The organism is Pseudomonas sp. G11 (assembly GCF_029457515.1).
In the GTDB taxonomy this organism is placed as follows: Bacteria; Pseudomonadota; Gammaproteobacteria; order Pseudomonadales; family Pseudomonadaceae; genus Aquipseudomonas; species Aquipseudomonas gorinensis.
This window is the reverse complement of record NZ_CP120377.1, coordinates 6,016,932-6,035,587: the sequence shown is the minus strand read 5'-3', so window position 1 is coordinate 6,035,587 and position 18,656 is coordinate 6,016,932. Positions and strand designations below refer to the sequence as shown.

The window sequence follows — 18,656 nt, the reverse complement described above, 5'->3', positions numbered from 1 at the left end:
GCGTTGTGAGTGTTGCCTATGTCGTTGCAAGCCGTTCGCCCGAAAATCCTAGGCTTTATCAGTGAGCAGGCGTCGGCTTGGCTGGTGGCGTTGGTGGTATTACTGGCGGGTTGTACGTTGACAACCATCGTCGCCTGGGCGGCGTCCGATCTCGACCAACAACAGGAGCGCCAGCGTTTCCAGTTGCTGGTCAACGAGCGATTCAGCCGCTTGCAAGAGCGTTTCGAGGACCAGGAGCAGCGCCTGGGAAGCCTGCGGCGTTTCTTCGTCAACTCCGATGAAGTGTCCCGCGAAGAATTCGAGGGTTTCGCCCAGCCCTTGCTGCAGCGCGCCCGCGCCTATGCGTGGGCACCACGGGTGTCGCGTGATCAGCGCAAGCTGTTTGAGCAGCAGGTGTCTCGCCAGCGCGGTACGCCCTTCAACATTCGCGAGCTGAATGCAAACGGCGAACTGGCACCCGCCGCCGAGCGTGATGAATACGTACCGGTGCTGTACAGCCAGACCCTGAGCCTGCTCGTCTCGCCCCTGGGCTTTGACCTGCTGGCCCAACCCCTGCGCCGCTCGGCCCTTGAGCGTGCGCAAAAGAGCGGCAAGCTGGCGGTGTCGCAACCCATGCAATTGGTGGGTGTGGAACCCGCCTACGCCACCGGGGTGTTGTTGGTGGCGCCGGTCACGGCCCATGGAGCGACTGAGCCCCACGGCTTTGTAATGGCTGTGATCAGCATGCGCCAACTGGTGGCCGAGGGCCTGCCCAGACCCGACCGCGATAACCTGGCGATGCAGATTGTCGACACATCCGACCTGCAACAGCGGCTGTTGTACGAGTCCGGTAGCGCACGGGTCGACAGCGACCTCAGCGCCGTGCGCCGCCTGACCCTGGGCGACCATGTCTACGCGCTTAGCTTGCGCCCCAGCGAGATGTTCGAGCAGGCCAATTACTCATCATTGGCGTTGATCCTGGCCATGGGCGGGCTGCTTAGCCTGTTACTCAGCGCCTTGCTCTACGTCCTTGTCAGCCAGCGCCAACGTGCGTTGAAACTGGTGCAACAACGCACCATGCAGTTACGCGCCCGTGAACAGGAATTGCGCGGCGCCCATGGCCAGTTGCGCAGCGTATTGAATGCCGCCACCCAGGTGGCGATCATTGCCACCGATCTGCGTGGGGTGATCAATACATTTAACGCCGGCGCCGAGCAGATGCTTGGCTTCAAGGCCGAGCAGGTGTTGGGGCGCTCGACGCTTGAAAGCCTGCATGTGCCCGCAGAACTGGAAGCGCGGGCCACCAGTTTGAGCGTGGCGCTGGGCAAACGGATCCCGCCGAGCCAGGCGATGCTGGTGGAAAGCCCGGACAGCCAGCATGAGGCCAGTGAATGGACCTTGGTTCGCGAGAACGGCAGCCAGCTGACGGTCAACATGCTCGGCACGGTGTTGCTGGATGACCACGGTTTATGGGTGGGATACCTGGCGATCTACCTGGATGTGACTGAGCAAAAGCGCGCTTACGAGGCATTGGCGGCGCGGGATCGCTTGCTGAAAAAACTCAGCGCCCATGTGCCTGGCGGGATTTTCCAGTTCACCCTGGAGCCCCAGGATAACTGGCGCTTTATCTACGCCAGCGATGGCATGCGCGATATTTATGAAATCGAGACCGGGATGTTGCAGCAGGATGCGAAGAAAGTCTTCGAGCGCATTCATCCCCTGGATGTGGAGCGGGTACGCGCGTCGATTCGTTTGTCGGCGCTGCAATTGAGCCATTGGCGCGAAGAGTACCGTGTGCAATTGCCACAACGAGGCCTGCGCTGGATTCGAGGCGAAGCCACACCGGAAGAACTGCCGGCAGGCGGTACGTTGTGGCACGGTTATGTGTCGGATATCACCGACCTCAAGCGCGTGGAAGAAGAGCTGCGTACGTTGTCCATCACCGACTCCCTGACCGGCATCCATAACCGTCGGTATTTCCAGGATCGCCTCAAGACCGAGATGCTCCGCCTCAACCGCACGGCCGGAGCGCTGTCGGTGATCATGCTGGATATCGATCACTTCAAGCGAATCAACGACCTGCATGGGCACGGGGTCGGCGACGGCGTGTTGCAGGAGCTGTGCAAACGCATCGGCCAGCGTCTGCGCCGTACGGATGTGTTCTGCCGCCTGGGTGGCGAGGAGTTCATGGTGCTGTGCCCCAACACTGATGGCGAGCAGGCCTACCGCCTGGCGATGGAGTTATGGCAGTCGTTGCGCAGTGCGCCAATGGAACCGGTGGGCATCGTGACTGCCAGCTTCGGGGTGGCGAGCTGGCGGGTGGATGAAGGCGTTGACGGTTTGCTGTTGCGTGCTGACTCGGCGGTGTATGTGGCCAAGCAGGCGGGCAGGGACCGAGTGGCCGCAGAGGAAGTACAGGCTTGAGGACCGACGCCGGAGCACCCGTGGGAGGGCACGAGCCTCTCCCACAGGAGGACGGCGGTGTGGCCTAGAGAACGGGCGCTGCCGCCGCCAGTTTCGGCTGGCGATACAGGTCCAGCAGCACCTGGTCCAGTACCGACGACGCACCCCATGGCTTCGTATCGTTGAGGATCGCCACCACGGCCCAGGTATTGCCATTGTTATCGCGGCTGAACCCGGCGATCGCGCGCACGGTGTTCAGGGTTCCGGTCTTGACATGGGCTTCGCCACGCATCGCCGTGGTCTTCAGGCGTTTGCGCATGGTGCCGTCGGTGCCGGCAATCGGCAGCGAGCTGATGTATTCCGCCGCGTAAGGGCTTCTCCAGGCCGCTTGCAGCATCTCAGCCATCTCACGGGCGCTGACCCGTTCGGCACGGGACAGGCCGGAACCGTTCTCCATCACCAGGTGCGGCGAGGTGATGCCTTTCTTTGCCAGCCACTGGCGTACCACTCGCTGGGCAGCCTTGGCGTCGTCGCCGTCCGCGTCGTTGCGGAACTGCGCGCCCAGGCTCAGGAACAGCTGCTGGGCCATGGTGTTGTTACTGTATTTGTTGATGTCGCGGATGATTTCCGCCAGGTCTGGTGAAAACGCACGGGCCAGCACCTTGGCATCCTTGGGCACCGGCGCCTGGATATCGCGGCCCTGGATCGTGCCGCCCAGCTCCTGCCAGATTGCCCGAACGGCACCCGCGGTGTAGGTCGCGTGGTCCAGCAACGACAAATAGGTTTGTGAGCTGCAACCTTCAGCCAGTTGGCCGCTGACGGTGACGGTGACACTGCCGTCCGCGGCGGTGACCGGGTTGTAGCGCACATCGCCGGTGCATTGCTTGGCGTTGGAGACCTTGACCTGGTTATCGATACGAATGCTGGCGATCGGCGGCTCGACCGATACGAGCACCCGCCCCGAATCGTTGCGCGTCACGAAGCGCAGGGCCTTGAGGTTGACCAGCAGAGCGTCGGGCTTGACCAGGAAGGGCTTGTTTTCGTCGTTGCCGTCGTCATTGAACTCCGGCAGTTGCGGCTGGGTAAAGAAGCTGCGGTCCAGCACCAGGTCGCCGGTGACTTGTTGCACGCCATTGGCGCGCAGGTCACGCATCAACAGCCAGAGCTTTTCCATGTTCAGCTTGGGGTCGCCGCCGCCCTTGAGGTAGAGGTTGCCGTGCAAGACGCCGCCACTGAGGGTGCCGTCGGTGTAGAACTCGGTCTTCCACTGGTGGTTGGGCCCGAGCATTTCCAGGGCCGCATAGGTGGTGACCAGCTTCATGGTCGAGGCCGGGTTCACCGAGACGTCGGCATTGAATACAGTGGGGGTACCGGGGCCGTTCAGGGGAATCATCACCAGTGACAGCGCGGTGTTTTGCAGCTTGGCTTTCTGAAGGGCCTGCGCGACGCTGGGCGGCAGGGTGTTGTTGATCGGCGCGGCGGTAATGGAAAAACTCAGTGGCAGGAGAAAACCGGCAAGCAGTAATGGACGCAAAGAGTTGATCATAAGGAATAAGACCCTGCTGCTGACGAGGGGGAAAAGGCGAGGGGTATGTAAGAAAATCCCTCATTGGTCATGAAAGTGTCGGCATTATGCCCCAAGGTGGAGCCCGTTGTAGCTGAACGATAGCTGCTAATCGGCGTTTTTTTTGCGTGTGGCTGGCCGCCTGTACCAGAGAGTCGGGCAATCGCCACCTTAAACTGCTAAAGTGCCGCCCGTTATTACTTATGAGGATTGTTCCAATGGCGACTAACCGTTCCCAGCGTCTGCGCAAAAAACTGTGCGTTGATGAATTTCAAGAGCTGGGTTTCGAACTGAACCTGGACTTCAACGAAGGCCTGAGTGAAGAAGCTATCGACGCTTTCCTCGAAGCATTCATCAAAGAAGCCATGGAAGCCAACGGCCTGGGTTATGTTGGCGGCGACGACTACGGTCTGGTTTGCCTGCAGAAGCGTGGCTCGGTCTCCGAAGAGCAGCGTGCTGCTGTTGAAGCCTGGCTGAAAACCCGCTCCGAGCTGACCAAGGCTGAAGTCAGCCCGCTGCTGGACGTGTGGTATCCGGAAAAGCCGATCAACGCGGCTAAGTGATACTGAAAAAACGGCGACCCGAGGGTCGCCGTTTTTTTATGCCTTGCGCCCGTTCAGAATCAGCAGCGTCAACACCCCCGCCACAATCCCCCAGAACGCTGAACCGATGGAAAACAACGTCAGCCCTGACGCCGTGACCATAAAGGTGATCAGCGCCGCTTCCCGTTCCTTTGGCTCATTCATGGCAATGCTCAGGCCATTGATGATCGAGCCAAACAAGGCCAGCGCTGCAATCGATAGCACCAGTTCCTTGGGTAACGCTGCGAACAACGCTGCCAGTGTGGCGCCAAATACGCCGGCAATTGCGTAGAACACACCACACCAGACCGCCGCTGTGTAGCGCTTGTTGCGGTCTTCGTGGGCGTGTGGCCCGGTGCAGATGGCTGCGCTGATCGCTGCCAGGTTGATCCCGTGGGAGCCGAACGGCGCCAGCACCAGCGAGGCCAGGCCGGTAATGGTGATCAACGGCGAGGCCGGCACGTTATAGCCGTCGGCGCGCAGCACGGCGACGCCGGGCATATTCTGCGAAGTCATTGCCACCACGAACAGCGGAATGCCAATGCTGATAGTCGCTGCCAGCGAGAAGTGCGGAGTGGTCCACACCGGGGTCGCCACTTCCAGGTGGAAGCCGCTGAAGTCCAGCAGGCCCATCAAGCCAGACAGCAGGGTACCGATCACCAGCGCGGCCAGCACCGCATAGCGCGGCGAAAGGCGCTTGATGATCAGGTAGGTGAAAAACATCCCCAGCACCAGGCCGGTACGATGTTGCGCGGCGACAAATATTTCGCTGCCGATCTTGAACAGAATGCCCGCCAGCAAGGCCGCCGCCAGTGAAGCCGGAATACGCTTGACCAGTTTTTCGAAGCTGCCGGTCAGCCCGCACAGGGTCACCAGCACTGCACAGGTGATATAGGCACCGATCGCTTCGCCATAACTGACGCCGCCCAGGCTGGTGATCAATAGCGCTGCGCCCGGTGTCGACCAGGCAATGGTGATCGGCGTGCGATAACGCAGGGACAGGCCGATGCTGCACACCGCCATGCCGATGGAGATCGCCCAGATCCATGAAGAAATCTGCGCCGTGGTCAGGCCGGCGGCTTGTCCAGCCTGGAACATCAGCACCAGGGAGCTGGTGTAGCCGGTCATCATGGCGATAAAGCCGGCGACGACGGCGGACGCGGAAGTGTCGGCCAGCGGGCGCAAGGGCGCTTGGGTGGCGTCGGTCATGGATAGGTGTTCCTTTTACCTGACCCCCTCCTTGTAGGAACGAGCGTGCTCGCGAAAAGCGTCAACGATAACGCGGGCGCCCTGGATGTTCGCGACGCGCTCGGATTCTTCGCGAGCAAGCTCGCTTCTACAGTGGGGTGTCGTTCGTGGGAAATCTTGGATTCAAGCCTAAACTCAAACGTAACTACTCATTGCAATACAGCCGGCGCCGCAAACAGCCGTACAGTGTGTTGGCGCAGTGGGTTGTGTACAATGTGCCGTGTTTTTAGCTGATACTTGCCAGCGACCCATTGTTGCCGTATTACCTTAAAGTCGCCGTATTACCGTTAATTCGCCGCCGTTCTCCCGACCCGAGTGCCCATGAACGAACAGTTGCAACCTCTCAAGAAACAACCGCGAGCCGGCAAGGCCGGTCGCAGCGGAACCCAGGACGATATCGTCTACGCGCATATCTTCGAGGCGATCCTCGAACAACGCCTGGCACCCGGTACCAAATTGAGTGAAGAGGCACTGGGCGAAATCTTCGGCGTCAGCCGTACCATCATTCGCCGCGCCCTGTCGCGCCTGGCCCATGAAGGCGTGGTGTTGCTGCGGCCCAATCGCGGCGCGGTGGTGGCCAGCCCGAGCGTCGAGGAAGCACGCCAGGTGTTCCTCGCCCGGCGCCTGGTAGAGCGAGCGATCACCGAGTTGGCCGTGCAGCACGCCACCGCCGAGCAACTGGCCGAACTACGCCAGATGGTCAACGACGAGCGCGACAGCTTCTCCCGTGGCGATCGCGGTGCCGGTATCCGCCTCTCTGGCGAGTTCCACCTCAAGCTGGCCGAGGCGGCGAAGAACGCGCCGCTGATCAGCTTCCAGCGCAGCCTGGTGTCCCAGACCTCGTTGATCATTGCGCAGTACGAAAGCGGCAATCGCTCGCACTGTTCCTACGATGAACACACCCAGTTGATCGATGCGATCGAGGCCCGCGACGCGGCGCTGGCAGTTGACTTGATGATGCACCACATGGATCACATCGACAGCAAGCTCAACCTCGACGAGGAAAGTGCGTCGGATGATTTGCATGCGGTGTTCTCGCATTTGTTGCAGACCAAGAAGCCGGGGCGTTCGCCTGTAAAGTTGTAAACCCGATTAAAGAATGTGGGAGGGGGCAAGTCGAATCGTCGCACCGCCCCTCCCACATTTGTTTTGTGTTGTGGCGCAGATCAGCGTTGGTGCACCCGTTGGCCGGCCGCATAGGTCTGCAGCACCGTCCGATCATCCCCCAGCGTCATCAACACGAACAACGTCTCGGCTATGTTGTTGGCCTGCTTCAAGCGATAGCTCAGCAGTGGCGTGGCGTTGTAATCCAGCACCAGAAAGTCTGCATCGGTGCCTGGCTGCAACGTGCCGATCTTGTCTTCCAGGCGCAGCGCCCGCGCACCCCCGAGGGTGGCCAGGTACAACGACTTGAATGGGCTCAACCGCGCGCCCTGCAGTTGCATGACCTTATAGGCTTCGTTCAAGGTTTGCAGCAGTGAGAAGCTGGTGCCGCCGCCCACATCCGTGCCCAGGCCAACGTTGAGCTTGTGTTTCTCGGCCATCGGCAGGTTGAACAGGCCGCTGCCGAGGAACAGGTTCGACGTCGGGCAGAACGCCACCGCCGACCCCGTCTCCGCCAGCCGCGCGCATTCGTCATCACACAGGTGCACACCGTGGGCGAACACCGAGCGCTCACCCAGCAGTTTGTAATGGTCGTACACATCCAGGTAGCCGTTGCGCTCTGGAAATAACGCCTTCACCCACTCGACTTCCTGCTTGTTCTCACTGATGTGCGTCTGCATGTACAGGTCCGGGTACTCGCCCAGCAGTTGACCGGCCAACGCCAATTGTTCCGGCGTGCTGGTGGGGGCGAAGCGGGGCGTGACCGCATAGTGCAGGCGGCCCTTGCCGTGCCAGCGTTCGATCAACGTCTTGCTTTCCTGGTAGCCGGATTCGGCGGTGTCGGTGAGGTAATCCGGGGCGTTGCGGTCCATCATCACTTTGCCGGCGATCATACGCAGGTCGAGTTTTGCGGCCGCTTCAAAGAACGCGTTCACCGACTGCGGATGCACGCTGCCGAACACCAGGGCGGTTGTGGTGCCATTGCGCAGCAATTCCTTGATGAAAATGTCGGCCACTTCTTCGGCGTGGGCCTTGTCGGCGAACTGGCGTTCGCACGGGAAGGTGTAAGTGTTGAGCCAGTCCAGTAACTGCTCGCCATAGGCGCCGACCATGCCGGTTTGCGGCAGGTGGATATGGGTGTCGATCAGGCCTGGGGTAATCAGCGCATCCTGGTAGTGGGTGATGTCGATATCGGCGGGCAGCTTCGGCAGCAGGTCACTGGCGTGGCCCAGGGCACTGATCTTGCCGTTTTCGATCACCAGCAGGCCGTCTTCGAAATACTCATAGGAGGCTTCGATGCCCACTTCAGCGGGGTCGGCGATGCTGTGCAGGAGGGCGGCACGGTAGGCTTTGCGAGTCAAAGGCATGGTCGTCTCAATTGATAGCTTGGCTGCGGCGTGACACCGGCAGCAGTTTGGCAATAGGTTCGGCGCTCGCGGTGTGCTGGCCGAAATGGGCGTTATAGGTGGCGATGATTTCGCCGGCGATGGAGATGGCGATCTCTACCGGCAATTTGCCCTTTACCTCGGTGAGGCCCATGGGGCAGCGCATGCGTTGCAACTGCGCGGCGTCGAAGCCGCGATCACGCAGGCGGTGTTCGAACTTGACGCGTTTGGTCTTCGAGCCGATCAGGCCGAAGTAGGCAAAGTCATTACGCTTGAGCAGGGCGGCGGTCAGTTCCAGGTCCAGCGCGTGATTGTGGGTCATGACGATGCAATAACTACCCGCGGGCAGGTCGGCAATTTCGTCCACCGGCTCTTCGCTGACGATTTTACGCACGCCCTGGGGGATATGTTCCGGGAATTCCTGCTCGCGCGAATCGATCCAGCGCACCCGGCACGGCAGGCTCGCCAGCAACGGCACCAACGCGCGGCCGACGTGACCGGCGCCGAACACCGCGATCTGCGCCTGCACCTGGCCCATGGGTTCGAACAGCAATACGGTTACGCCACCGCAGCACTGGCCCAAGCTCGCGCCGAGGCTGAAGCGCTCCAGGTGGGTGTTCTGCTGGCCGCGCGCGAGCATGTCACGGGCGATCTGCATCGCCTTGTATTCCAGGTGTCCGCCACCGATGGTGTCGAAGGTTTGCGTGGCGCTGATCACCATCTTCGAACCGGCATTGCGCGGCGTGGAGCCGAGCTCTTCGATGATGGTCACCAGTACGCAGGGTTCGCCTTGGTTCTGCAGGTTGGCGAGGGCGCTGATCCAGTTGTTCATAGTCACCTCTTGTGGTGTCTGTCAGGCCGTCATCGGGGGCAAGCCCCCTCCCACACTTTGATCTGTGAAGGCCTTCAAATGTGGGAGGGGGCTCGCCCCCGATGGCAGCGCCTCGGTCTAGAGCGAAGCCATCTCGGTTTCGGTTTCAACAGGCACAGCCGCCTGCAACTTGCGCATCTGCTCGCACCCCCACAACACCCGCTCCGGTGTCGCCGGTGCATCGATCTTCGGCTGATGGCGATAGTCACCCAGGCTCGCCACTGCATCCTTGATCGCACACCACGAGGCAATGCCGAGCATGAACGGTGGCTCGCCCACGGCCTTGGAATGAAACACCGTGTCTTCCGGGTTCTTGCGGTTCTCCACCAGCTTCACGCGCAGGTCCAGCGGCATGTCGGCCACCGCCGGGATCTTGTAGCTGGCCGGGCCGTTGGTCATCAGCTTGCCCTTGTTGTTCCACACCAGCTCTTCCATGGTCAGCCAGCCCATGCCCTGGATGAAGCCGCCTTCCACTTGGCCGATGTCGATCGCCGGGTTCAACGAGGCGCCCACGTCGTGGAGGATGTCGGTGCGCAGCATCTTGTATTCGCCGGTCAGGGTGTCGACGATCACCTCGCAACAGGCCGCGCCAAAGGCGTAGTAGTAGAACGGCCGCCCCCGCGCCTGGCTGCGGTCGTAGAAGATTTTCGGGGTCTTGTAGAAGCCAGTGCTCGACAGCGACACCTGGGCGAAGTACGCCTGCTGGATCAGCGCTTCAAAGGTCAGGATATGATCGCGCACGCGCACATGGCCGTTGTGGAATGCCACGTCGGCCTCACTCACGTCGTACTTGCGCGCGGCGAATTCCACCAGGCGTTGCTTGATGGTTTCGGCGGCGTTCTGCGCGGCCTTGCCGTTCAGGTCGGCACCGCTGGAGGCGGCGGTCGGCGAGGTGTTGGGCACCTTGTCGGTATTGGTGGCGGTGATCTGCACGCGGTCGATTTCCACCTGGAACACTTCGGCCACCACCTGTGCGACCTTGGTGTTCAACCCCTGGCCCATTTCGGTACCACCGTGGTTCAGGTGGATGCTGCCGTCGGTGTAGATATGGATCAGCGCACCGGCCTGGTTCAGGAAACTGGCGGTAAAGGAAATACCGAATTTCACCGGGGTCAGCGCCAGGCCTTTTTTCAGGATCGGGCTGTGGGCGTTGTACAGGCGGATCGCTTCACGGCGCTCGGCGTATTGGCTGCTGGCTTCAAGCTCAGCGGTCATTTCCTCGAGCATGTTGTGCTCGACGGTCTGGTAGTAGTGAGTGACGTTGCGCTCGGTCTTGCCGTAGTAGTTGGCCTTGCGCACGGCCAGCGGATCCTGGCCTAAGTGGCGGGCGATGGCGTCCATCACTTCCTCGATGGCGACCATGCCTTGGGGGCCGCCAAAGCCCCGGTAGGCGGTGTTGGACGCGGTGTTGGTCTTGCAGCGGTGGCCGTTGACCGTGGCGTCGCCCAGGTAATACGCGTTGTCGGCGTGGAACATTGCGCGGTCGACAATCGAGTTCGACAGGTCCGGCGAGCAACCGCAGTTACCCGCCAGTTCCAGATTGATACCCTGCAGGCGACCGCTGTCGTCGAAGCCCACGTCGTATTCGATATAGAAGGGGTGGCGCTTGCCGGTCATCAGCATGTCTTCGACCCGGGGCAGGCGCATCTTGGTCGGCTGCCCGGTCAGGCGCGCGACCACCGCGCACAGGCACGCCGGGCTGGCCGCCTGGGTTTCCTTGCCGCCGAAACCACCGCCCATGCGACGCATATCGACGACGATCTTGTTCATCGACACGTCAAGTACTTCGGCCACCAGCTTCTGTATTTCGGTGGGGTTCTGGGTGGAGCAGTAGACGATCATGCCGCCGTCTTCGGTGGGCATCACTGACGAGATCTGGGTTTCCAGGTAGAAGTGTTCCTGGCCGCCGATATGCAGGGTGCCCTGGAGGCGGTTTTTTGCGGTCGCCAGTGCGCCGGCCGAATCACCGCGTTGGTGGGTGTGGCTGTCGAGCACGAAATGCTTATTGCGAAAGGCCTCGACCACATCCAATACGGGTTCGAGGTCTTCGTATTCGATCACGGCCGCCATCGCGGCCTTGCGTGCGGTTTCCAGATCGCGGGCAGCCACGGCCAATACCACTTGGCCGACAAACTGCACGGTGTCGATGGCCAGCAGCGGGTCGCCGGGCATCAGCGGGCCGATGTCTTTCAGGCCTGGCACGTCTTCATGGGTGATGACGATACGCACACCGTCGAAGGCGTAGCAGGGCGCGGTGTCGATGCTGAGGATCTTCGCGTGGGCGCGGTCGGACATGCGCGCATACAGGTGCAACTGGTTGGGGAATTCCAGGCGGTCATCGATGTACTGCGCTTCACCGCTGACGTGCTTGGCGGCGCTGTCATGCTTGACGCTGCGGCCGACCCCGGAGGTCAGGTCCTGGGCAAACAGCTCGGCCAGTTCGGCCTGGGTTTTTACCACGGCGTGATGGTTAGACATAAGCGGTCACCCGAGTCTCGATGTGCGGCGTTTGCAGCTCGATAAAGTATTTGCGCAGCAGGTTCTGCGCGCTGAGCAGGCGGTATTCCTTGCTGGCGCGGAAGTCCGACAACGGGGTGAAATCCTCGGCCAGGGCAGTGCAGGCTTTCTCGACGGTGGCGGCATTCCAGGTGGCGCCGATCAGTACGCTCTCGCAATGTTTTGCGCGTTTCGGGGTGGCGGCCATGCCCCCGAAGGCAACACGCGCATCGCTGATCACACCGTTGTCGATCTTGAGGTTGAAAGCCGCGCACACCGCGGAAATATCGTCGTCCAGGCGCTTGGACACTTTGTACGCCCGGAATAGCGCGTGGCCCTTGGGCACGATGATTTTCTCGATGAACTCGCTGTCCTGGCGTGCGGTGACGCGGTAGTCGATGAAGTAATCTTCCAGCGCCAACGTACGATGGGTGTTGCCCTTGCACAGCACGATCTGCGCGCCGAGGGCGATCAGCAGTGGTGGCGAATCGCCAATCGGCGAGGCGTTGCCGATATTGCCGCCCAGGGTGCCTTGGTTGCGGATTTGCAGGGACGCGAAACGGTGCAGCAGCTCACCGAAGTCCGGGTAGGCCTGGTGCAGCGCGGTGTAGCAGTCGGAAAGAGGGGCGGCGGCGCCGATTTCCAGGCGATCGTCGAAGGATTCAATGCGCTTCATTTCGTCGATGTTGCCGACGTAGATCATCACCGGCAGCGTGCGGTGGAACTGGGTGACTTCCAGCGCCAGGTCAGTGCCGCCAGCCAGCAGCCGGGCTTGCGGGTAGGCATCGTAGAGGTCGGCGAGGTCGGCGACGGTCAGGGGGACCAGGCAGCGTTTGTCGCCGCTGTTGAGTTCACCGGTTTGCGTCGGTGCGATGGCCTTGAGGCGTGCGATGGTTTCGACTTGCCGGCTGTCGAACTGGTCCTGGGGTTTGTTACAGCAGGCCTGCTCGGCGGCGGCCAGGATCGGGCGGTAGCCGGTGCAACGGCACAAGTTGCCGGCCAGGGCTTCATGGGCTTTCTGGCTATCTGGCGCGTCGCTGTTCTTTTGCAGGGCAAACAGTGACATCACAAAACCGGGGGTGCAAAAGCCGCATTGCGACCCGTGGCATTCGACCATGGCCTGTTGCACGCTGTGCAGTTGACCCTGGTGCTTCAGGTCTTCGACGCTGATCAATTGTTTGCCATGCAACGATGAGACAAACGTCAGGCAGGCATTGAGGCTGCGGTAGCGAATCCGCTCAGCGCCTGGCTCGTCGCTGTGCAGCTCGCCGACCACCACGGTGCATGCACCGCAATCGCCGCTGGCGCAGCCTTCCTTGGTACCGGATTTGCCCAGGTGCTCACGCAAATAGTTGAGCACGGTCAGGTTGGGGTCCAGGGCGTGCTCGCTACGGAGCTCCTGGTTAAGTAGAAACTGGATCACGGAAGGCCTCGCAGACTCATTATTGTTGTTAACCGCTTTGCGCCGAATCTAGTCATGTCTGACTTTTCGGTCAATGATTTTCTGACTGTGAGGTCAAGAAATTGCGATCACAACACTTTCAATTATGGTCCAGTCTTCTGGAACCGCTGTTTTTGGGGGGCTTCTGGGTTTCAGCGCTGCTTATTCCGTGCCAAATTCAGCAAGGTGGGCCTAGCGCCATCAGCCAGGCATTTGCGCTACACTGCCGCGCTTGTATCGATAGAAGATTTTGAAGGGAAAACATGACGTTCAAGGCGCCGGACAGTCTCGCCGAGCAAATTGCTCACCACCTCGCCGAACGTATCATTCGCGGCGATCTCAAGCCTGGGGAGCGGATCCAGGAACAGAAAGTCACGCTGGCGCTCAATGTCAGCCGTGGTTCCGTGCGTGAAGCCTTATTGATCCTCGAACGTCGCCACCTGATCGCGATCCTGCCGCGCCGTGGCGCCCACGTCACCGAGCTCACCGCACACAAGGTGCAGAGCCTGTGCACGTTGATGAGTGAGCTGTATATCCTGCTCGGCAATGCGGTGGCCCAGGGCTGGCAGACCCAGGCTGACATGGCGCCGTTCCTGCAGATCCAGCAGCGCCTGGTCGGCAGTTTCGAGCGCCAGGACATCCGCGCCTTTGTCGAAGAATGCTTCAGCGTGATGCGCGCCGCGTACCCCTTCGCCAACAACCCGTATTTGCAGGAAACCGTCGAAAACCTGCAGCCGGCGATGAACCGTGCCTATTACCTGGCCCTCGATCAGCGCAAGGCCTCCATGAGCGAGTACCTGGCGTTGTTCGAGCAATTGCTCGCCGCCGTGCTTGCCCGCGACCTGCCGCAGATTCGCCAGGTGTTGTCGGCCTATGGCCAGCGTAGTTGCTCGCTGGTCATCGCTGCGTTGGCGGACGCCTAAGCGTGCGGCTCAAGTGCATCAAACTGGCGGGGTTCAAATCCTTCGTCGACCCGACCACGGTGAACTTCCCCAGTAACATGGCGGCAGTGGTGGGGCCCAATGGCTGCGGCAAGTCGAACATCATCGACGCCGTACGCTGGGTGATGGGCGAGAGCTCGGCAAAAAACCTGCGCGGCGAGTCGATGACCGACGTCATCTTCAACGGCTCCACCAGCCGCAAACCCGTCAGCCAGGCCAGCATCGAACTGGTGTTCGATAACTCCGACGGCACCCTGGTCGGCGAATATGCGGCCTACGCGGAAATCTCCATCCGCCGTAAAGTGACCCGCGACAGCCAGAACAGCTACTTCCTCAACGGCACCAAGTGCCGGCGCCGGGATATCACCGATATCTTCCTCGGTACCGGCCTGGGCCCGCGCAGCTACTCGATCATCGAGCAAGGCATGATCTCCAAGCTGATCGAAGCCAAGCCGGAAGACCTGCGCAACTTTATCGAAGAAGCGGCCGGCATCTCCAAGTACAAGGAGCGCCGCCGCGAAACTGAAAACCGTATCCGCCGCACCCACGAAAACCTTGCCCGCCTCACCGACCTGCGTGAAGAGCTGGAACGCCAATTGGAACGCCTGCACCGCCAGGCCCAGGCCGCCGAAAAGTACCAGGAATACAAGGGCGAGGAGCGCCAGCTCAAGGCGCAACTGTCGGCCCTGCGCTGGCAGGCGCTGAATGACCAGGTGGGCCAGCGTGAAGCGATCATCGGCACCCAGGAAATCAGCTTCGAAGCCCTGGTAGCCGAGCAACGCAATGCCGACGCCAGCATCGAGCGCCTGCGCGACGGTCACCATGACCTGTCCGAGCGCTTCAATCTGGTGCAGGGCCGTTTCTACTCGGTGGGGGGGGACATCGCCCGGGTCGAGCAGAGCATCCAGCACGGCCAGCAGCGCTTGCGTCAGTTGCAGGAGGATTTGAAGGAAGCCGAGCGCGCGCGCCTGGAGACCGAATCTCACCTGGGCCATGACCGCACCTTGCTGCTGACCCTTGGCGAAGAGCTGGACCTGCTCACTCCCGAGCAGGAGATCACCAGCGCGGCGGCCGAAGAAGCCGCTGCCGCCCTGGAAGAATCCGAAGCCACCATGCACGGCTGGCAGGAGCAGTGGGACACCTTCAACCTGAAATCCGCCGAGCCTCGGCGCCAGGCCGAAGTGCAACAGTCACGCATCCAGCAGCTGGAAACCAGCATGGAGCGTCTGGCCGAACGCCAGCGTCGCTTGCAGGAAGAACGCGTGTTGCTCGCTGCCGACCCGGAAGACGCGGCGATCATGGAGCTCAGCGAGCAACTGGCCGAAAGCGAGATGACCCTCGAAGAGCTGGAGGCCAGCGAAGAACAGCAAGTCGAGCGCCTGGAGCAATTGCGCCAGCAACTGCAACAGGCGACCCAGGCCCAGCAGCAGGCCCAGGGCGATCTGCAGCGGCTCAACGGTCGTTTGGCCTCCCTGGAAGCCCTGCAGCAAGCCGCTCTGGACCCTGGCACCGGTACCGCCGAATGGCTGCGCGACCAGCATCTGGCCGAGCGTCCGCGCCTGGCCGAAGGCTTGAAAGTCGAAGCCGGTTGGGAGTTGGCGGTGGAAACCGTATTGGGTGCCGACCTGCAAGCGGTACTGGTGGACGATTTTGGGGGCTTCGACCTGGCCGGTTTTGCCCAGGGCGATTTGCGCCTGCTCAGCCCGGCCGCCGACGGCACCCGCGTGCCGGGCAGTTTGCTGGACAAGGTCGAGTCGGCGATTGACTTGTCGCCGTGGCTGGGCCAGGTCAAACCGGTTGAATCACTTGAGCAGGCGCTGGCCCAGCGCGGTCAGTTGGCTGCCGGCGAAAGCCTGATCAGCCGTGATGGCTACTGGGTCGGCCGCCACTTCCTGCGGGTACGCCGCGCCAGTGAAGCAGAAAGCGGGGTTTTGGCCCGTGGCCAGGAAATCGTCAATCTGATCGCCGAGCGTGAAGAGCGCGAAGCGACCCTGGAAAGCCTGGAAACCGAGCTGCAAACCCTGCGCGCCACCCAGCGCCAGCAAGAGACCGGCCGCGAACACCTGCGTCGCCTGTTGCAGGATGAGGCGCGTCAGCAAGGCGAATTGAAAGCCCAGCTTTCCGCGAGCAAAGCCAAGGTCGAGCAACTGACCCTGCGCCGTACCCGTCTCGATGAAGAAGTAGCCGAGATGGGCGAGCAACGCGCGCTCGAGCACGAACAAATCGGCGAAGCACGCCTGCAATTGCAGGAAGCCCTCGACAGCATGGCCCAGGACACCGAGCAACGCGAACTGCTGCTGGCCCAGCGGGACAGCCTGCGTGAACGCCTTGACCGTGTGCGCCAGGAAGCTCGCCAGCACAAAGACCACGCTCACCAGTTGGCGGTGCGCCTCGGCTCGCTGCGTGCGCAGCACGACTCCACGCGCCAGGCCCTTGAGCGCCTGGAGATGCAGTCCGAACGCCTGACCGAGAAGCGCGAGCAACTGAGCCTCAACCTGGAGGAGGGCGAAGCGCCCCTGGAAGAGCTGCGGCTCAAGCTTGAAGAGCTGCTCGACAAGCGCATGACCGTCGACGAAGAACTCAAGACCGCGCAAATCGCCCTCGAAGATGCCGACCGCGAACTGCGTGACGCAGAAAAGCGCCGGACCCAGGCCGAGCAGCAATCCCAACTGATCCGCGGCCAGCTCGAACAACAGCGCATGGAATGGCAAGCCCTGACCGTGCGCCGCAAAACCCTCCAGGACCAGTTGCTCGAGGATGGCTACGACCTGCACGGCGTGCTTGACACCTTGACCGCCGAGGCTAACGAAAAAGACGCCGAAGAAGAACTCGAACGCATAGCCGCGCGGATTCAGCGCCTGGGGGCAATCAACCTGGCCGCCATCGATGAGTACCAGCAGCAGTCCGAGCGCAAACGCTACCTGGACGCCCAGGACGCCGACCTGGTCGAAGCCCTGGATACCCTGGAAAACGTGATCCGCAAGATCGACAAGGAAACCCGCAACCGCTTCAAGGATACCTTTGATCAGATTAATGGCGGTTTACAGGCGTTATTCCCAAAAGTTTTCGGTGGTGGCAGCGCTTACTTGGAACTGACGGGCGAAGATCTACTCGATACAGGGGTAACGATCATGGCGCGGCCTCCGGGCAAGAAGAACAGCACCATCCATTTGTTGTCCGGCGGCGAAAAAGCCCTGACCGCATTGGCCCTGGTGTTTGCCATCTTCAAGTTGAACCCGGCGCCGTTCTGCATGCTCGACGAAGTTGACGCACCGCTGGATGACGCTAACGTGGGACGGTACGCACGCCTGGTCAAGGAGATGTCCCAGACTGTGCAGTTCATCTATATCACCCACAACAAGATCGCCATGGAAATGGCTGATCAGTTGATGGGGGTGACGATGCACGAGCCGGGCTGTTCGCGATTGGTCGCGGTGGATGTCGAAGAAGCGATGGCGATGGTGGAATCCTGAGCCACGCCAGGAGAGAAGATTTTCAGCGCGATGTAAGACGGTTTACCGCCCTGGCGAAAGTGGCAAATGGACATATTTGTTCAAGGCATTTTGACAGACGGTGTAAAGTTATCTTTGGTCGTGCTAGTTTAATGTCAATTTTTCGTATGCGTGGGCAAAACGTCAGTCAGAACATAGAGTTGGCGCCACGTTTTAAAGCGGTTTGCACGGTGCTAAACCCCTTATTTTTCAGCATTTTTTATTAGAGGCACGGGATTACATGGAAATCGGTCTGCGCGAGTGGCTGATCGTCATCGGCATTATTGTCATTGCCGGTATTCTTTTTGATGGCTGGCGCCGCATGCGCGGTGGCAAGGGCAAGCTCAAATTCCGTCTGGACCGTAACCTGTCCAACTTGCCCGACGACGACGGCAGCGCCGAGCTGCTGGGGCCGCCCCGTGTGTTGGATACCCATAAGGAACCGCAGCTGGATGAGCATGACCTGCCGTCCATGAGTGCGCCTGTGCGTGAAGCCCGCGAGCCGTCTTCCAAACGTGGCAAGCGCGGCAGTGCTGCAGTTGCCGAGCCGCACCAGGGCGACCTGAACCTTGACGTCGACGAAGGCCCGAGTTTCAGCAGCCGCGATGATGACTTCCCTGATGAGAATGCGACCAAGAGCCCGCCGCGCCAATCGGTCAGCGATCAGCCGGCCGCCGAAGAAGTGCTGGTGATCAGCGTGATTTGCCGCGACGCCGCGGGCTTCAAAGGCCCGGCGCTGTTGCAGAACATCCTCGAAAGCGGCCTGCGTTTTGGCGAAATGGACATCTTCCACCGCCACGAAAGCATGGCCGGTAATGGCGAAGTGCTGTTCTCCATGGCCAACGCGGTCAAGCCGGGCACCTTCGACCTGGACGATATTGACCTGTTCAGCACGCCGGCCGTCAGCTTCTTCCTTGGCTTGCCAGGCCCGCGTCACCCGAAACAAGCGTTCGACGTGATGGTGGCGGCAGCGCGCAAGCTGTCCCAGGAACTGAATGGCGAATTGAAGGACGATCAGCGCAGCGTCCTCACCGCCCAGACCATCGAACACTACCGTCAGCGCATCGTCGAATTCGAGCGTCGCGCCCTGACACAGAAACGCTGAGGATTGGCCTCAAGCGTTGTCGATAGAATAAGCGCACCAACATTTGA

At 61.1% G+C, this 18,656-nt stretch carries 12 protein-coding genes; 6 read left to right on the top strand and 6 right to left on the bottom strand.

Annotation, left to right across the window (positions count from 1 at the left end):
• The first annotated feature begins 18 nt into the window (after positions 1-18).
• A complete protein-coding gene (locus P2T68_RS27625; RefSeq protein ID WP_069076767.1) occupies positions 19-2,403 on the top strand; it encodes a diguanylate cyclase in 2,385 nt (794 codons plus the stop codon).
• A gap of 64 nt (positions 2,404-2,467) precedes the next feature.
• On the opposite strand, the gene dacB is transcribed toward P2T68_RS27625, so the two are convergent.
• Positions 2,468-3,928, bottom strand: coding sequence for a D-alanyl-D-alanine carboxypeptidase/D-alanyl-D-alanine-endopeptidase (gene dacB, locus P2T68_RS27620; protein ID WP_277378570.1), 1,461 nt, complete (start codon positions 3,926-3,928; stop codon positions 2,468-2,470).
• A gap of 236 nt (positions 3,929-4,164) precedes the next feature.
• Between dacB and P2T68_RS27615 the strand changes: the two genes are divergently transcribed.
• Entirely contained in the window at positions 4,165-4,509 is a 345-nt protein-coding gene (locus tag P2T68_RS27615; protein ID WP_003193255.1) for a YggL family protein, read from the top strand.
• Positions 4,510-4,545: 36 nt separating this feature from the next.
• On the opposite strand, the gene P2T68_RS27610 is transcribed toward P2T68_RS27615, so the two are convergent.
• Positions 4,546-5,736, bottom strand: coding sequence for a benzoate/H(+) symporter BenE family transporter (locus P2T68_RS27610; protein WP_277378569.1), 1,191 nt, complete (start codon positions 5,734-5,736; stop codon positions 4,546-4,548).
• A gap of 360 nt (positions 5,737-6,096) precedes the next feature.
• Between P2T68_RS27610 and P2T68_RS27605 the strand changes: the two genes are divergently transcribed.
• The gene (locus tag P2T68_RS27605; RefSeq protein WP_024076856.1) at positions 6,097-6,861 is read left to right on the top strand and encodes a GntR family transcriptional regulator; all 765 of its coding nucleotides are present in this window, start codon (positions 6,097-6,099) and stop codon (positions 6,859-6,861) included.
• An 80-nt stretch (positions 6,862-6,941) separates the two neighbouring features.
• Here P2T68_RS27605 and guaD read toward each other — a convergent pair whose 3' ends face one another.
• The 4 genes from guaD to xdhA form a co-directional block, all read right to left on the bottom strand.
• On the bottom strand, positions 6,942-8,246 hold the full coding sequence (gene guaD / locus P2T68_RS27600; protein ID WP_102623535.1) for a guanine deaminase: 1,305 nt from the start codon (positions 8,244-8,246) through the stop codon (positions 6,942-6,944).
• Between the two features lie 7 nt (positions 8,247-8,253).
• Positions 8,254-9,096 (bottom strand): xanthine dehydrogenase accessory protein XdhC, encoded by an 843-nt coding sequence (gene xdhC / locus P2T68_RS27595; protein ID WP_024076854.1) that lies wholly within the window; start codon positions 9,094-9,096, stop codon positions 8,254-8,256.
• Positions 9,097-9,213: 117 nt separating this feature from the next.
• A complete protein-coding gene (gene xdhB, locus P2T68_RS27590; protein WP_024076853.1) occupies positions 9,214-11,613 on the bottom strand; it encodes a xanthine dehydrogenase molybdopterin binding subunit in 2,400 nt (799 codons plus the stop codon).
• Complete coding sequence (xdhA, locus tag P2T68_RS27585) at positions 11,606-13,054, bottom strand: xanthine dehydrogenase small subunit (protein WP_277378568.1); 1,449 nt, start codon at positions 13,052-13,054, stop codon at positions 11,606-11,608. Before xdhA ends, xdhB begins: the two co-directional genes overlap by 8 nt.
• A gap of 281 nt (positions 13,055-13,335) precedes the next feature.
• Here xdhA and P2T68_RS27580 point away from each other — a divergent pair, with 281 nt between their 5' ends.
• From P2T68_RS27580 to zipA, 3 genes are all read left to right on the top strand, one after another.
• Positions 13,336-13,995 (top strand): GntR family transcriptional regulator, encoded by a 660-nt coding sequence (locus P2T68_RS27580; protein ID WP_024076851.1) that lies wholly within the window; start codon positions 13,336-13,338, stop codon positions 13,993-13,995.
• 2 nt (positions 13,996-13,997) lie between these two features.
• Positions 13,998-17,486, top strand: coding sequence for a chromosome segregation protein SMC (gene smc, locus P2T68_RS27575; RefSeq protein ID WP_277378567.1), 3,489 nt, complete (start codon positions 13,998-14,000; stop codon positions 17,484-17,486).
• A gap of 259 nt (positions 17,487-17,745) precedes the next feature.
• The gene (gene zipA, locus P2T68_RS27570) at positions 17,746-18,609 is read left to right on the top strand and encodes a cell division protein ZipA (protein WP_024076849.1); all 864 of its coding nucleotides are present in this window, start codon (positions 17,746-17,748) and stop codon (positions 18,607-18,609) included.
• Positions 18,610-18,656: the final 47 nt, after the last annotated feature.

What these genes read in the sequence shown, in the direction of transcription:
- P2T68_RS27625 (WP_069076767.1), top strand. Translation starts at nt 19, where the DNA reads ATGTCGTTGCAAGCCGTTCGCCCGAAAATCCTAGGCTTTATCAGTGAG.
- dacB (WP_277378570.1), bottom strand. Translation starts at nt 3,928, where the DNA reads ATGATCAACTCTTTGCGTCCATTACTGCTTGCCGGTTTTCTCCTGCCA.
- P2T68_RS27615 (WP_003193255.1), top strand. Translation starts at nt 4,165, where the DNA reads ATGGCGACTAACCGTTCCCAGCGTCTGCGCAAAAAACTGTGCGTTGAT.
- P2T68_RS27610 (WP_277378569.1), bottom strand. Translation starts at nt 5,736, where the DNA reads ATGACCGACGCCACCCAAGCGCCCTTGCGCCCGCTGGCCGACACTTCC.
- P2T68_RS27605 (WP_024076856.1), top strand. Translation starts at nt 6,097, where the DNA reads ATGAACGAACAGTTGCAACCTCTCAAGAAACAACCGCGAGCCGGCAAG.
- guaD (WP_102623535.1), bottom strand. Translation starts at nt 8,246, where the DNA reads ATGCCTTTGACTCGCAAAGCCTACCGTGCCGCCCTCCTGCACAGCATC.
- xdhC (WP_024076854.1), bottom strand. Translation starts at nt 9,096, where the DNA reads ATGAACAACTGGATCAGCGCCCTCGCCAACCTGCAGAACCAAGGCGAA.
- xdhB (WP_024076853.1), bottom strand. Translation starts at nt 11,613, where the DNA reads ATGTCTAACCATCACGCCGTGGTAAAAACCCAGGCCGAACTGGCCGAG.
- P2T68_RS27580 (WP_024076851.1), top strand. Translation starts at nt 13,336, where the DNA reads ATGACGTTCAAGGCGCCGGACAGTCTCGCCGAGCAAATTGCTCACCAC.
- zipA (WP_024076849.1), top strand. Translation starts at nt 17,746, where the DNA reads ATGGAAATCGGTCTGCGCGAGTGGCTGATCGTCATCGGCATTATTGTC.